Source organism: Rhizobium sp. NXC24, from assembly GCF_002944315.1.
Classification (GTDB): Bacteria; Pseudomonadota; Alphaproteobacteria; order Rhizobiales; family Rhizobiaceae; genus Rhizobium.
On sequence record NZ_CP024311.1, the window covers coordinates 3,744,970 to 3,759,397 of the forward strand.

The window sequence follows — 14,428 nt, forward strand, 5'->3', positions numbered from 1 at the left end:
AAAAGAACTACTGCGATCTTTCCGTACGCAAAGGAGAGACACGGCACAGTAGGAATGTTAGCGATTCCATAACCTTCCCTCCTTCAAAGTGGCAGAAGGAATTTGAATTTCAAGGGGTTTTCCACTGAACGAGTTGCTGATTATCGCCGATCCCGAGCTGATGGCTGAGCGCAGCCGTTGGTTGGATACGCTCGGCCAGGAGCGGCGGCTTTCGGCCCATACGCTGGATGCCTACGAGCGTGACACGCGGCAATTCTTGACGTTTCTGACCGGCCATCTCGGTGGCCCGGCGACAATCAAGGATATCCATGCGCTACGCCCCGCCGACTTCCGCGGTTTTCTGGCTGCGCGCCGCAAGGATGGCGCGGGTGCGCGTTCGCTCGGGCGCAACCTCGCCGGCCTTCGTTCGCTGCTGCGCTATCTTGAAAAGAAAGGCCTGGTGAACGCGGCCGGCGCCGGAGCGGTACGCTCGCCGAAGCAGCCGAAATCACTGCCGAAGCCGCTGTCGGACACCCAGGCGATCACCGTCGTCAGCGACGAGGCGCAGATGCATGACGAGCCTTGGATTGCCGCGCGCGACACGGCAGTGCTGACCCTGCTCTATGGCTGTGGCCTGCGCATCTCCGAAGCGCTGGATCTGACGCCGGAAGACGTGCGCCCCGGCGCGACGGCGCTACGGATCACCGGCAAGGGCAACAAGACCCGGCTGGTGCCGCTGCTGCCCATCGTCGTCGAAGCGGTCGAGAAATACCGTGCGCTCTGCCCCTATCATCTCAACGCAGATGCCCCGCTCTTTCGCGGCGCGCGCGGCGGCAAGCTGCATGCCGGCCTTATCCAGCGCGGCATGCAGAAGCTGCGCTGCGCCTTCGGGCTGCCGGACACGGCGACGCCCCATGCGCTGCGCCATTCTTTCGCCACGCATCTGCTCGCAGGTGGCGGCGACCTGCGTACGATCCAGGAATTGCTCGGCCATGCCAGCCTTTCGACAACACAGGTCTATACTGGGGTCGATTCATCGCGGCTGCTGGAGGTCTATGACCGGGCTCACCCGCGGGCGTAAGAAAGTGTTAACCTCTCGCGTTAAGGGAATATGCGTTTCAGGCGGATAGAGCAGAAGCTAATTCGGCATGATCCCGGCCAAAGTCGCGATCATGTCCCCTGCTTTCGGAAGGTTGAGATAATGTCTGCTCTCGGAATCAAGACAGCGCGGCTGACAGCGTCGAGATTCGGTGACATTCTCCTCTGGCTGGCGACGGCCTTTCCCTGGATGCTGATGACGGCATTGATCGTGGCTCTGTTGTCGCTGGCGCCTGCGCATGCCGAAGAGGCCGCGTCCGATAGCTGCGGCGGCAAAGATCTGATGGCTGAACTGCAAAAGAGCGACCCCGCCAAATATGCCTCGATCCTCGCCGAGGGTGACAAGGTGGCGAATGGCAAGGGCATCTTCTGGAAGATCGAAAAGTCCGGCCTAAAACCCTCCTGGCTGCTCGGCACCATGCATGTCAGCGACGCGCGCGTGGTGACCATGCCGAAGGGCGCAGCCGAAGCAAGTGCCGGGGCGGATACGATCGTCGTCGAATCCGATGAAATCCTCGACGACAAGAAGGCGATGGCAGCTCTCTTCGGCAATCCGTCTTTGATGATGCTGACCGACGGCTCGACCATTAGCCAGCATCTGTCGCCGGAAGAGAATGCCAAGCTGGAAGCGGGCCTGAAACAGCGCGGCGTGTCGCTCGCCACCGTCGCCCACATGCAACCTTGGTTGATTTCGAGCTCTTTCGAAATGACCGGCTGTGAAGTCCGCCGCAAGACGGCCGGCATGAAATTCCTCGATCAGAAGCTTGCGAGCGACGCGATCGCTAGCGGCAAACAGGTGAAGGGGCTGGAAACACTGGCCGAACAGGCCAAGGCCATGAGCGATCTGCCGATCGAACTTCACGTGAAATCGCTGATCCAGACGCTGGAACTCGGCGACAAGATCAACGACGTCAACGAAACCATGACCGATCTCTATCTCGCCGGCAATATCGGCGCGATCGTCCCGATGCTGAAGAACATCGTGCCGGATCAGAACCTGTCCGACGATGATACCGCCGCCTTCGAACAGCGCATCATTTTGGACCGCAACAAGGTAATGGCCGAACGCGCCGCGCCGATCCTCGCCAAGGGCAACGCCTTCATCGCCGTCGGCGCACTGCATCTGGTCGGCGATCAGGGTCTGGTGGAACTGCTGCGCAAGCAGGGTTTTACGGTGACGGCGGCGAACTGAGCGCGCCCATTCGTTTGCCGAAGTCAGTCAGCACTGTCTCGACAATCAACCGATGGAACGGCGTGATCACAGCGATATAGATCTGGCCGAGCAAGATTTTCCGTTTCACGAGCGTCGTTATATCGATGAGTCGACGCCCCCGACCATCATCCCGCACATCGATTACGACACGGAAATCAAGGTGCTTGTCGTCGAAGCCGAGAACAACTTGGTTCTCTGATTTGCTGACGATCGGAAAGAAGCCGATTGTTTCCGACGTATTTAGGGAGTGATGTCCCGTAGATTTCAGGCCGAAGACGCTGACGACCGTATCGCGCAGCTTTAGCAGTGACCGCACCCAAAAAGGAAATTTGCCGAACATTGTGCGCGCGGCAGCGACTGCCGTAAAATCCGATTCCTGTACCTGTAGCTCGTAACAATCAGCCCAGTCCGCGCCCGGCAATGCGGGATGCGGCATATTTGGTTTAACCATTACGGGCTTTGCCGGCATTTTGGCGTCTGCTGTTTCACTCTCTGCAAAGTAGCACAGCCAACGTATAGCCAGACATACAAACGACGGCTGCGGCAATTCGCTCACGACAACCCGCAAAAGGAAACGGCGGCCGTCATCACCGCCGCCGCTCACATCAAAGGATACGTCTCTATAATTTACATATGGATCGGCTTGAAGAAGGTCGCGAGCGCGGCTTCCTTTACGGCTTCCGACATGGTCGGATGCGCATGGCAGGTGCGGCCGAGATCTTCCGACGAGCCGCCGAATTCCATCAGCACGGCAATCTCGTGGATCATCTCGCCAGCGCCGAAGCCGACGATGTGGCCGCCGAGAACGCGGTCAGTCTCTTTGTCCGCCAGGATCTTGACGAAACCGTCCGTCGCCAGCATGGCGCGGGCGCGGCCATTGGCGGTGAAGGGGAATTTGCCGACCTTGTAGGCGATGCCCGCGGCCTTCAGCTCTTCCTCGGTCTTGCCGACGGAGGCGACTTCGGGCTGCGTGTAGACCACGCTCGGAATGACATCGTAATTCACATGGCCAGCCTGACCGGCGAGGATTTCGGCAAGCGCCACGCCCTCGTCTTCCGCCTTGTGCGCCAGCATCGGGCCCTTCACCACGTCGCCGATGGCATAGATGCCAGGAACATTGGTCTTGAAATGGCCATCGATTTCGACGCGGCCCCTGACATCGAGGGCAACGCCTGCCTCTTCCAGGCCGAGACCGGCCGTGTAGGGCTTGCGGCCGGTCGACACCAGCACGACATCGGCATCGAGCACCACCTTGTCGCCGCCCTTGACCGGCTCAAAGGTGACCTTGGCGCCGTCGCCGACCTTTTCGACGCCGGTGACCTTGGCGCTGAGATGGAAGTCGATGCCCTGTTTGGCCAGCATGCGCTGGAACTGCTTGGAGACTTCGCCGTCCATGCCGCCGAGAATGGTGTCGAGATATTCGACGACCGTGACCTTGGCGCCGAGGCGCGACCAGACCGAGCCGAGCTCGAGGCCGATGACACCGCCGCCGACGACGATCATGTTGGCCGGCACCTTGTCGAGCGCGATGCCGCCGGTGGACGAAATGATCACCTTCTCATCGATTTCGAGCGACACGCCCGGAATGCCGGCAACGTCGGAGCCGGTGGCGATAACGATGTTCTTGCCCTCGATCTCGGTCACCTTGCCATCCTCGGCCGTGACGGAAACCTTGCCGGTAGCGACGATCTTGCCGGTGCCCTGGAAGGTATCGATCTTGTTCTTCTTGAAGAGGAAAGCGACGCCGTCGGTGTTCGCCTTCACCGTCGCATCCTTGTGCGCCATCATCTTCGAAAGATTGAGCGTCGGTGCTGCGACTTCGACGCCGAGCGCGTCCATGCCATGGCCGGCATGATGGAACATTTCGGAGGCATGCAGCAGCGCCTTGGACGGGATGCAGCCGATGTTGAGGCAGGTGCCGCCGAACGTGGCGCGCTTTTCGATGACTGCCACCTTGAGGCCGAGCTGCGCCGCCTTGATAGCGCAGACATAGCCGCCGGGGCCGGTTCCGATAATGATCACATCGTAGGACATGGTTTTAATTTCCTTGTTTTGTATCTCTGTTAGTCGGTCGCCCGCGCCAATGCGAGGCGGATACCGAAGCCGACAAGTGCCGCTCCAGTGATGCGGTTGAACCATTTGCCGCCGGCGATGAAGCGATCGCGGACCGGCTTGACGGTGAAGAAGACGGAGACGCCGGCAAACCAGGCGACAAGCGCCGTCGCCATGCCTATGCCATAGGAAAACTGAATGAGCGCCGGCGTGTCGTGATGCACGAGCGTCGAAAACAGCGACAGGAAAAACAGCACCGGCTTCGGATTGAGCGCATTGGTGATGAAACCCGTTGCCAGGCAGCGCCAGATGGAAACCGGCTTGCGATCCTCCTCGCCGATCTCGATCTCCTTCACCTTGAAGCCGGGCTCCCGGAAAGACTTGATGCCGAGATAGACGAGATAAAGGACGCCGGCCCATTTGATCAGGCTGAAGAGCATCAGCGATTGCGAGACGATGAGACCGAGGCCGAGAATGGTATAGCTGACGTGGAAAAGCAGAGAGAAGCCCATGCCGAGGCCGGTCATGACGGCCGCGCGGCGGCCATGCACGATGCTCTGGCGCAGGATGACGGCGAAGTCAGCGCCCGGTGCGACGATGAAAATCGAAAACACCGCCATCAGGCCGAGGAATTCCAAGACATATTGCATGATTTCTGCCCTTTCCGATCAGCGGCCGCCGCTCACATCGAGGACGGCGCCCGTTATATAGGATGCCTGGGCTCCCAACAGGTAGAGGATGGCGTCCGCCACCTCTTCCGCGGTCCCCGCCCTCTTCATCGGCAGTTGCGGAGCGATCTCGCGCGCACGGTCTGGCAGGCCTGCCGCCGCGTGGATTTCCGTATCGATAATGCCCGGCCGCACCGCATTGACCCTTATGCCCTCGGCCGCCACCTCGCGCGCCAGGCCGAGCGTGAACGTATCGATCGCGCCCTTGGAAGCCGCATAATCGACATATTGCCCACCGCCACCAAGGGTGGCTGCCACGGAGGAGAGGTTGACGATCGCGCCGCCCTTGCCGCCATGGCGAGTGGACATGCGGCGAACGGCTTCCGCGGCGGCCAGCATCGAGCCGGTGATGTTGATGCGAAACATCCGGTCGAGGCGCTCCGGCGTCATCTCGTCCAGACGCTGCACGCGATCGACGATGCCGGCATTGTTGACGAGACCGTCCAACCGACCGAAATGCTGGTCGACGGTGGAGAAAATGGACCTGATATCCTCGGGCGAGCCGACATCGCCGGCGACCGCAATCGCCTCGCCGCCGGCATCCCTAATCGCGGTGACGACCGCCTCAGCAGCCGCCTTGTTCGAAGCGTAATTGACGGCCACGGCCCAGCCTTGCCGGGCAGCCGCAATCGACACTGCCGCCCCGATGCCGCGGCTGCCGCCGGTGACGAGAAGAACAGGGGATTTGCCAGTCATTCGCCGCATCCTTTCAAGGTCAGGACATCCCAGGGGGCGACGGTCGCTTTGCCTTTGCCCCAGATGGAGGATTCACGGATCGAAGGTCCGAGCGCCGGCAGGAACAGCCGCGCCGCGGCGCCTGCGCCCTCCGCCGGCAAGACACCGATATTGCCCTTCAGGTCAGAGGCGTAGATCATGCCCTGCCAAACAGTGCAGGCGCGGAGATCGGCGCCGGTCACATCGCCTTCCGGGCAGTTGAACATGATCAGGCCGTTGGCGCGCAGTTGATCATCCGAGCGCATCACCACGCCATCCGCCACGATCGGCGTGTTCCGCACAGAGAATTTGAATTTGTTGCTGGTGGCTGCCGCGTCGGAATCGACCGGTTCGAAACGCAGCTCGTAGGCATCGTCCATGTCGCCATAAACAGCCTTTTCCTGTACGCATTCATCCGCAAGCGCCGGCACCGGAATGGCCGCAAACGCCATCATTGCCCAGTGCACGGGGCCTAGTCGTGCCATCCCTCGGTTCGCCAGCATGATCACCCTCCCCCTGGTTCGTGCCGACCGTCTGCATTTTCTGTCACCCCGAAATCCGTAAAGAGGACAAGCGGGCGATCCTTCGCATCGAGGCCCCAGAACACCGGGTAGAAACCATCGCCCCATCCGCTCCAGAACACCGCGACATTGCCGCGCTTGCCGGTCACCGGCCGATGCATGACATATTTGTCGTCATTCGCCTCGATCTCGGGAGCGAGCACATCATCGTAGTAATTGATGTCGGTGGCGGACTTCTGGGTGCGGACCTGCTGCTCCCGTTCCTGGATCAGGGCGTATGTTTCCGCATCCATATAGCAGCCAAGACCGGCATCGACCGGATAGCCGAAGAACTCGTCGTTCTTCAGCGACTTGATATCCTGGCCGGGAATGAGCGCCAGCTCCCAGCGCGCCGGCTTGCCATCGGCAAAGCGCAGGCCGGCCGCGGCAACGCGGCCGAAGGCCTTGTAGATGGACACGGGATAGTTGCCCGGCGCAACGATCCTGACGAAGGCGGGACGATCCGGCCCGACCAGAGGATCGCTGGCGACGATGCGGCCGGACGTCAATTCGACATCGCCCATGTGAAAGACAGTGATCGACCGGGCGGCGAGATCGGCGTCGCTCAGCGACGCCAGATCGAGATTGCTGCTGAGCTTGGCAACGTCGAAATCATCCGCGGCGGCGGAAAATGGCATCCACGCGGCGACGGCGCACAAGAGTCCGCGCATCGTCCGCATGGGCCATTTCGACATGAGCCAGCGCTCCCTTAGAGATCGAGAACCAGACGTTCCGGATCTTCCAGGCTTTCCTTGACGCGCACGAGGAAGGTAACCGCTTCCTTGCCGTCGACGATGCGGTGATCGTAGGAGAGCGCCAGATACATCATCGGGCGGATGACGACCTGGCCGCCGATGGCGACCGGACGCTCCTGGATCTTGTGCATGCCGAGAATGCCCGACTGCGGCGCATTCAGGATCGGCGAGGACATCAGCGAGCCGTAGACGCCGCCGTTGGAGATGGTGAAGGTACCGCCCTGCATGTCGGCCATGGAGAGCTGGCCGTCACGGGCTGCCTTGCCGAGGCGGCCGATTTCCTTCTCGATGCCGGCGATCGACATCTGGTCGGCATCACGCACGATCGGAACCACGAGGCCCTTGTCCGTGCCGACGGCAACGCCGATGTGGCAGTAGTTCTTGTAGATGATGTCGGTGCCGTCGATCTCGGCGTTGACGGCCGGGAGTTCCTTCAGCGCATGCGTGACTGCCTTGGTGAAGAAGCCCATGAAGCCGAGCTTCACGCCATGCTTCTTCTCGAAGATGTCCTTGTACCTGTTGCGCAGGTCCATGACGGCCTTCATGTCCACCTCGTTATAGGTGGTGAGCATGGCGGCGGTGTTCTGCGCATCCTTAAGGCGCTTGGCGATCGTCTGGCGCAGGCGCGTCATCTTCACGCGCTCTTCGCGGCCGGCATCTTCGACGGTGGTCGGGGCTCGGGCGGCAACCGGAGCAGCCGGTGCGGCGGCAGGCGCCGAGGCAGCCTTGGCGACGGCGGCGATGACATCACCCTTCAGGACCTGGCCGCGCTTGCCGCTGCCATCGACCTGATCGGCGGAAAGATTGTTTTCGGCGAGCAGCTTGGCGGCGGCCGGAGCCGCCGGCATGGCGGAAGCCGGTGCGGCGACTGGAGCAGCGGCGACCGGAGCGGGCGCGGCAGCAGCGGTCGGTGCGGCAGCCTGGGCCGGAGCAACCGCAGCACCGTTGCCGGCGGAGATCTGGCCGAGCAGCGCGCCGAGGCCTACGGTTTCGCCGGCCTGGGCAACGATTTCGGAAAGCGTGCCGGCCGAAGGCGCAGGGACTTCGATCGTCACCTTGTCGGTTTCGAGTTCGAGAAGCGGCTCATCAGCCTTGATGGCATCGCCGACCTTCTTGAACCAAGTACCGACGGTCGCTTCGCTGACGGATTCGCCGAGGGTAGGAACGCGGATTTCAGTGGCCATTGTTCAGATCCTGATTTTTCGTCGTTATGACTTAGATAGAATTACCGGCGACGGACGGCCGGAGAATGATCGAGGGCATCGGCGAGATTTCGATGCGGAAACCGAGCCCGGCGAGAAGGACGGGATCGGCATCGCCAAGCGCCTTGGCGGCATCGGCGTCTTCCACGTCGAGGACAGCCATGCCGAAAGCACCATCGGCCGCGAAAACCGGACCGACGATAACAGCCGTTCCGGCACTTGCATGATCGCGCCAATAAGCGGCGTGTTTCTGCATGGCGGCCATCTCCTCCCCTGTGGCGTCATGCGGGAAGCTGGGGCGCGGCGGCACAAGTTTCAGATGAAAATAGGCCATCGCGCACCCCCTTTCCGGCTCATGCCTTAACCGCCGAGCGCATCCTCAAGGAATGCAGCGAGCTGCGCCAGATGCTTGGACATCAGGCCCGTCGCCGGCGAGGCGGCGGCCGGACGGCCGGTGTAGCGAACCCGCTGGTACTTGGCGTCGATATGGGCAAGCACCCATTCCAGATACGGATCGATGAAGGACCATGCGCCCATGTTCTTCGGCTCTTCCTGGCACCAGACCATCTCCGCATTGCGGAAGCGGCTGAGCTCGTTGATGAGCGCCTTGGCCGGGAACGGATAGAGCTGTTCGATACGCAGCAGGTAGATATCGTCGATGCCGCGCTTCTCGCGCTCTTCCAGCAGGTCGTAATAGACCTTGCCCGAGCAGATGACGACGCGACGAATCTTGGCGTCCTTCTGCAGCTTGATCGGGCCGTCCTTGATCACTTCCGCATCGTCCCAGAGCAGGCGATGGAAGGAGGTTTCCCCCGCCATCTCCGCTAGGCCCGATACCGCACGCTTATGGCGCAGCAGCGACTTTGGCGTCATCAGGATCAGCGGCTTGCGGAAGTCACGCTTCAACTGGCGACGCAGGATATGGAAGTAGTTCGCCGGCGTCGTGACGTTGGCGACCTGCATGTTGTCTTCGGCACAGAGCTGCAGATAGCGTTCCAGGCGGGCCGAAGAGTGTTCCGGACCCTGACCTTCATAGCCATGCGGCAGCAGGCAGACGAGGCCGGACATGCGCAGCCACTTGCGTTCGCCCGACGAGATGAACTGGTCGAACACGACCTGCGCACCGTTGGCGAAGTCGCCGAACTGCGCTTCCCACAGCGTCAGCGCATTCGGACGGGCCAGCGAATAGCCGTATTCGAAGCCGAGAACCGCCTCTTCCGACAGCATCGAGTTGATGACTTCGTAGCGGGCCTGGGTCGGCGACAGGTTGGCGAGCGGGATGTAGCGATCTTCGGTTTCCTGATCGTAGAGAACCGAATGACGCTGCGAGAACGTGCCGCGCTCGCAATCCTGACCGGACAGACGGATCTTGTGGCCTTCGACCACGAGCGAGCCGAAAGCGAGCGCTTCCGCCATTGCCCAGTCGATGCCTTCGCCTGTCTGGACCATGCCAGCACGGTTTTCCATGAAGCGCTGGATGGTTCGGTGCGCATGAAAGCCGGCCGGAATTTCCGACAGCTTGCGGCCGATATCCTTCAGCGTCTTCATCGGCACCGCAGTCTTGCCGCGACGCTGCTCGTCTGCATTGTCGGCCGTATGCAGGCCCGACCATTCGCCGTCCAGCCAGTCGGCCTTGTTCGGCTTGTAGGACTGGCCGGCCTCGAACTCCTGTTCGAGATGGGCGCGCCAGTCGGCCTTCATCTTCTCGACTTCGCCTTCGCTCAGCACGCCTTCGGCAACCAGCCGCTCGGAATAGAGCTGCAGCACCGTCTTGTGGGCGCGAATGACCTTGTACATCTTCGGCTGCGTGAAGGACGGCTCGTCGCCTTCATTGTGGCCGTAGCGGCGATAGCAGAACAGGTCGACCACAACAGGCTTGTGGAACTTCATGCGGAATTCGGTCGCGATCTTCGCCGCATAGACCACCGCTTCCGGATCATCGCCGTTGACGTGGAAGATCGGCGCTTCGATCATCTTGGCAACGTCGGACGGATAGGGCGACGAACGCGAGAAGGCCGGATTGGTGGTGAAGCCGATCTGGTTGTTGATGATGACGTGCATCGTGCCGGCGACGCGGTGGCCGCGCAGACCGGAAAGCCCGAGGATTTCAGCCACGACGCCCTGACCGGCGAAAGCCGCGTCGCCGTGGATCAGCAACGGCACGACCTTGGCGCGTTCGGAGAGCGGAATGATATCGCCGTCCCAGAGAGTGGCGCTCATATCCTGCTTGGCGCGGACCTTGCCCATGACGACCGGATTGACGATTTCCAGATGCGACGGGTTGGCTGTCAGCGAAACGTGCACCTTGGTGCCGTCGAAATCGCGGTCCGAAGAGGCGCCGAGATGGTACTTGACGTCGCCCGAGCCTTCGACCTCGTCCGGCGCGTAGGAGCCGCCCTTGAACTCATGGAAGATGGCGCGGTGCGGCTTGCCCATGACCTGGGAAAGCACGTTGAGACGGCCGCGATGGGCCATGCCGAACACGGCTTCCTTGAGGCCGAGCTGGCTGCCGCTCTTCAGAATCTGCTCCAGTGCCGGGATGAGCGATTCGCCGCCATCGAGGCCGAAACGCTTCGTGCCCTTGAACTTGACGTCAAGGAACTGCTCGTAGCCCTCGGATTCGATCACTTTCTGCAGGATCGCCTTCTTGCGCTCCGCGCTGAAGGCGATGCCCTTGTCGACGCCCTCGATGCGTTCCTGAATCCAGGCCTTCTCCTCCGGATTGGAGATATGCATGAATTCGACGCCGAGCGTCGAGCAGTAGGTGCGCTCGAGGATTTCCATCATCTCGCGCACGCTCGCATATTCGAGGCCGAGCACGTTATCGATGAAGATCTTGCGGTCGAGGTCGGCCTCGGTGAAGCCATAGGCTTCCGGCGACAGCTCCTTGTAGTCTTCGACCGCAGCGGCGATACCCAGCGGGTCGAGCTTGGCGTGCAGGTGGCCGCGCATGCGATAGGCGCGGATCATCATGATGGCGCGGACAGAATCGCGCGTCGCCTGCAGAATGTCGGCGGTGTCCGTCGGCTTACCTGCGGCTTCGGCCTTGGCCTTCACCTTGGTCTCGATCGCCTTCTCGACGATGCCCCAGTTGCCGTCGAGCGCGGAGACGAGCTCGCCGTTTGCCTGGATCGGCCAGTTCTTGCGCTGCCAGGAGGCGCCCTTGGCCGCCTTCTTCACATCGTCAGGACTGTCTTCCAGTGCCTTGAAGAACGACCGCCATTCGTCGGAGACCGACGATGGGTCTTCCTCGAAGCGCGCATAAAGCTGCTCGATATAAGCAGCGTTGGCGCCGTCCAGGAACGAGGTGATCTGAAATTGCTCGTTGGCTTCTTGCCTTGCCATGGTGATATGCGGACGCTCTCGTCCGCCTCCCGACTTGTTTGCTTTGCCGGCTTATGGAAATCCGGCGACCATATTTCGTCCGCGATCCCTTGGGATCACGTATCTGCTTTTACGAATTCGAAGGCCGGACGGGCTGGCGACTGCCGCTTCCCGTCCGGGTCTTGCAATAGGTAGGATCAGCCCTTCAGGACTTCTACCAGCGTCTTGCCGAGACGCGCCGGCGACGGCGACACGCGGATGCCTGCCGATTCCATCGCTGCGATCTTGTCTTCCGCGCCGCCCTTGCCGCCAGAAATTACGGCGCCGGCATGGCCCATCGTGCGGCCGGGAGGTGCCGTGCGGCCGGCGATGAAGCCGACCATCGGCTTCTTGCGGCCCTTCTTGGCTTCGTCCTTGAGGAACTGCGCGGCGTCTTCTTCCGCCGAGCCGCCGATTTCGCCGATCATGATGATCGACTTGGTTTCGTCGTCGGCGAGGAACATTTCCAGGACGTCGATGAATTCGGTGCCCTTGACCGGGTCGCCGCCGATGCCGACAGCCGTCGTCTGGCCGAGGCCTTCATTGGTGGTCTGGAACACGGCTTCGTAGGTCAGCGTGCCGGAACGCGAGAGAACGCCGACCGAGCCCTTCTTGAAGATGGAGCCCGGCATGATGCCGATCTTGCATTCGTTCGGGGTCAGGACGCCGGGGCAGTTCGGCCCGATCAGGCGCGACTTCGACTTGATGAGACGGTCCTTGACCTTGACCATGTCGGCGACCGGAATGCCTTCCGTGATGCAGACGATCAGCGGGATCTCGGCTTCGATCGCTTCGAGGATCGCGGCCGCAGCGCCAGCCGGCGGCACGTAGATGACCGAAGCGTTGGCGCCGGTTGCTTCCTTGCCTTCGGCGACGGACTTGAAGATCGGCAGCTTTTCGCCGTCCTTGCCGGCCCAGGTTTCACCGCCCTTGGAAGGGTGGATACCGCCGACCATCTTCGTGCCGTGATAGGCAAGCGCCTGTTCAGTGTGGAAAGTACCGGTCTTGCCGGTCAGGCCCTGAACCAGGACCTTGGTGTCTTTGTTGATGAGAATAGACATGCGAGGCCTTTGTTACGAGAGGTTGGAAGACGCGGAGGCGACGCGACGATAGATGCCGCTGACGACCTCCTGCCATGTATCGCTGCCGGCGGGCGAGAAAGTGACGCCCATGCGGTAGCAGTCTTCATTTTCGAACTGGAAGAGAGTGCGTTGTTGACCGCGCGGCGAGACCTTGGTCAGGACAAGCTTGTCGTCGATCCACTCGCCGGAAGCCGGCGCGGCGGGCACGAAGCCGACCGTATCGAACTGATAGAGCTTGTAGGCCTGATCCGCAGCGTCGAAGCCGAGAATGTTCCGGGCTTCGAACGATGTGCTGCCGTCCCGTGTCTGCACGTAGCGCTGTTCGACGAAAAATCCGCCGAACAGACACTCGGCCGTGAGCTGCGCGGTTGCCTTTCCTTCCTTCGTCCAGGCCGAGGCCGCGACATGCTCTTCCCCTTCCCAGATGCCGGCGAAGGCACCGAGGCGAAGATGAGCAGCCGTTGGAGCGAAGGAAGCAGCCATCCCGATCAGCCCTTGACTGCCTTCACGATCTTCTGGGCGGCATCGTCCAGGTCATCAGCGGAGATGACGTTGAGACCGGATTCGTTGATGATCTTTTTGCCGAGCTCGACATTCGTGCCTTCGAGGCGAACGACGAGCGGAACCTTCAGACCGACTTCCTTGACGGCTGCGAGCACGCCATCGGCGATGACATCGCACTTCATGATGCCGCCGAAGATGTTGACGAGGATGCCTTCGACAGCCGGGTCGGCGGTGATGATCTTGAAGGCCGCGGTGACCTTTTCCTTGGTAGCGCCGCCGCCGACATCGAGGAAGTTCGCCGGCTCTGCGCCGTAGAGCTTGATGATGTCCATGGTCGCCATGGCAAGGCCGGCGCCGTTGACCATGCAGCCGATGTTGCCGTCGAGGGCGACATAGGCGAGGTCATACTTGTGCGCTTCGATTTCCTTGGCGTCCTCTTCGGTCGTGTCGCGAAGCGCAACGATGTCCTCGTGGCGGAACAGCGCATTGCCGTCGAAGGATACCTTGGCGTCGAGGACGCGCAGATTGCCGTTGGTCATGACGATCAGCGGGTTGACTTCGAGCAGGGCCATGTCCTTTTCGACGAAGGCCTTGTAGAGGATCGGGAAGAGCTTGGCAGCGTCTTCACGGGCAGCGCCTTCGAGCTTCAGCGCGTCGGACAGGGCAGCCGAGTTGGCAGCCGTAACGCCGGTCGACGGGTCGATGGCGACGGTGATGATCTTTTCCGGCGTGTCGTGTGCAACGGTTTCGATGTCCATGCCGCCTTCGGTCGAAACGACGAAGGCAACCTTGCCGACCGAGCGGTCGACCAGGATCGAGAGATACAGTTCGCGGTCGATATCGGCGCCGTCTTCGATGTAGAGGCGGTTGACCTGCTTGCCGGCCGGGCCGGTCTGCTTGGTCACCAGCGTGTGGCCGAGCATTTCCTTGGCATTGGCAACGACGTCCTCGATCGACTTGGCGAGGCGAACACCGCCCTTGGCGTCGGGGCCGAGTTCCTTGAACTTGCCCTTACCGCGACCGCCGGCATGGATCTGGCTCTTGACGACATAAAGCGGGCCCGGAAGCTGCTTTGCGGCGGCTTCGGCTTCATCGGCGGAGAAAATGGCAACGCCGTCCGCGACGGGTGCGCCATAGGTCTTCAGCAGAGCCTTGGCCTGATATTCATGAATGTTCAT

General features: G+C 61.5%; 14 protein-coding genes. 2 read left to right on the forward strand and 12 right to left on the reverse strand.

Features of this window, described 5'->3' with window-relative positions; genetic code table 11:
• The first annotated feature begins 124 nt into the window (after positions 1–124).
• Complete coding sequence (locus NXC24_RS18345) at positions 125–1,060, forward strand: tyrosine recombinase XerC (RefSeq protein ID WP_104824591.1); 936 nt, start codon at positions 125–127, stop codon at positions 1,058–1,060.
• Positions 1,061–1,177: 117 nt separating this feature from the next.
• Entirely contained in the window at positions 1,178–2,269 is a 1,092-nt protein-coding gene (locus NXC24_RS18350) for a TraB/GumN family protein (RefSeq protein WP_104825244.1), read from the forward strand.
• Here NXC24_RS18350 and NXC24_RS18355 read toward each other — a convergent pair.
• From NXC24_RS18355 to sucC, 12 genes are all read right to left on the reverse strand, one after another.
• Entirely contained in the window at positions 2,247–2,894 is a 648-nt protein-coding gene (locus NXC24_RS18355) for a DUF2867 domain-containing protein (RefSeq protein WP_311319434.1), read from the reverse strand. The genes NXC24_RS18350 and NXC24_RS18355 overlap by 23 nt on opposite strands.
• Positions 2,895–2,917: 23 nt before the next feature.
• The gene (lpdA, locus tag NXC24_RS18360) at positions 2,918–4,324 is read right to left on the reverse strand and encodes a dihydrolipoyl dehydrogenase (protein ID WP_104824593.1); all 1,407 of its coding nucleotides are present in this window, start codon (positions 4,322–4,324) and stop codon (positions 2,918–2,920) included.
• 29 nt (positions 4,325–4,353) lie between these two features.
• Positions 4,354–4,992 carry a LysE family transporter gene (locus NXC24_RS18365; protein WP_104824594.1) on the reverse strand — a complete coding sequence of 213 codons (639 nt, stop codon included), beginning with the start codon at positions 4,990–4,992 and terminating at the stop codon, positions 4,354–4,356.
• 18 nt (positions 4,993–5,010) lie between these two features.
• A complete protein-coding gene (locus NXC24_RS18370) occupies positions 5,011–5,766 on the reverse strand; it encodes an SDR family oxidoreductase (RefSeq protein ID WP_104824595.1) in 756 nt (251 codons plus the stop codon).
• Positions 5,763–6,269, reverse strand: coding sequence for a hypothetical protein (locus NXC24_RS18375; protein WP_104825245.1), 507 nt, complete (start codon positions 6,267–6,269; stop codon positions 5,763–5,765). The genes NXC24_RS18370 and NXC24_RS18375 overlap by 4 nt, the downstream gene beginning before the upstream one ends.
• A 20-nt stretch (positions 6,270–6,289) precedes the next feature.
• A complete protein-coding gene (locus NXC24_RS18380; RefSeq protein WP_104824596.1) occupies positions 6,290–7,039 on the reverse strand; it encodes a DUF4241 domain-containing protein in 750 nt (249 codons plus the stop codon).
• 14 nt (positions 7,040–7,053) lie between these two features.
• On the reverse strand, positions 7,054–8,283 hold the full coding sequence (gene odhB / locus NXC24_RS18385) for a 2-oxoglutarate dehydrogenase complex dihydrolipoyllysine-residue succinyltransferase (RefSeq protein ID WP_104824597.1): 1,230 nt from the start codon (positions 8,281–8,283) through the stop codon (positions 7,054–7,056).
• Between the two features lie 31 nt (positions 8,284–8,314).
• Positions 8,315–8,635, reverse strand: coding sequence for a YciI family protein (locus NXC24_RS18390; RefSeq protein ID WP_104824598.1), 321 nt, complete (start codon positions 8,633–8,635; stop codon positions 8,315–8,317).
• Between the two features lie 26 nt (positions 8,636–8,661).
• Positions 8,662–11,646 carry a 2-oxoglutarate dehydrogenase E1 component gene (locus NXC24_RS18395; RefSeq protein WP_104824599.1) on the reverse strand — a complete coding sequence of 995 codons (2,985 nt, stop codon included), beginning with the start codon at positions 11,644–11,646 and terminating at the stop codon, positions 8,662–8,664.
• A gap of 176 nt (positions 11,647–11,822) precedes the next feature.
• Positions 11,823–12,725, reverse strand: coding sequence for a succinate--CoA ligase subunit alpha (gene sucD, locus NXC24_RS18400; RefSeq protein ID WP_104824600.1), 903 nt, complete (start codon positions 12,723–12,725; stop codon positions 11,823–11,825).
• Positions 12,726–12,737: 12 nt separating this feature from the next.
• Positions 12,738–13,229: a DUF1579 family protein gene (locus tag NXC24_RS18405; RefSeq protein WP_104824601.1), complete on the reverse strand. Its 492-nt coding sequence runs from the start codon at positions 13,227–13,229 to the stop codon at positions 12,738–12,740.
• A 5-nt stretch (positions 13,230–13,234) separates the two neighbouring features.
• On the reverse strand, positions 13,235–14,428 hold the full coding sequence (gene sucC / locus NXC24_RS18410) for an ADP-forming succinate--CoA ligase subunit beta (RefSeq protein WP_104824602.1): 1,194 nt from the start codon (positions 14,426–14,428) through the stop codon (positions 13,235–13,237).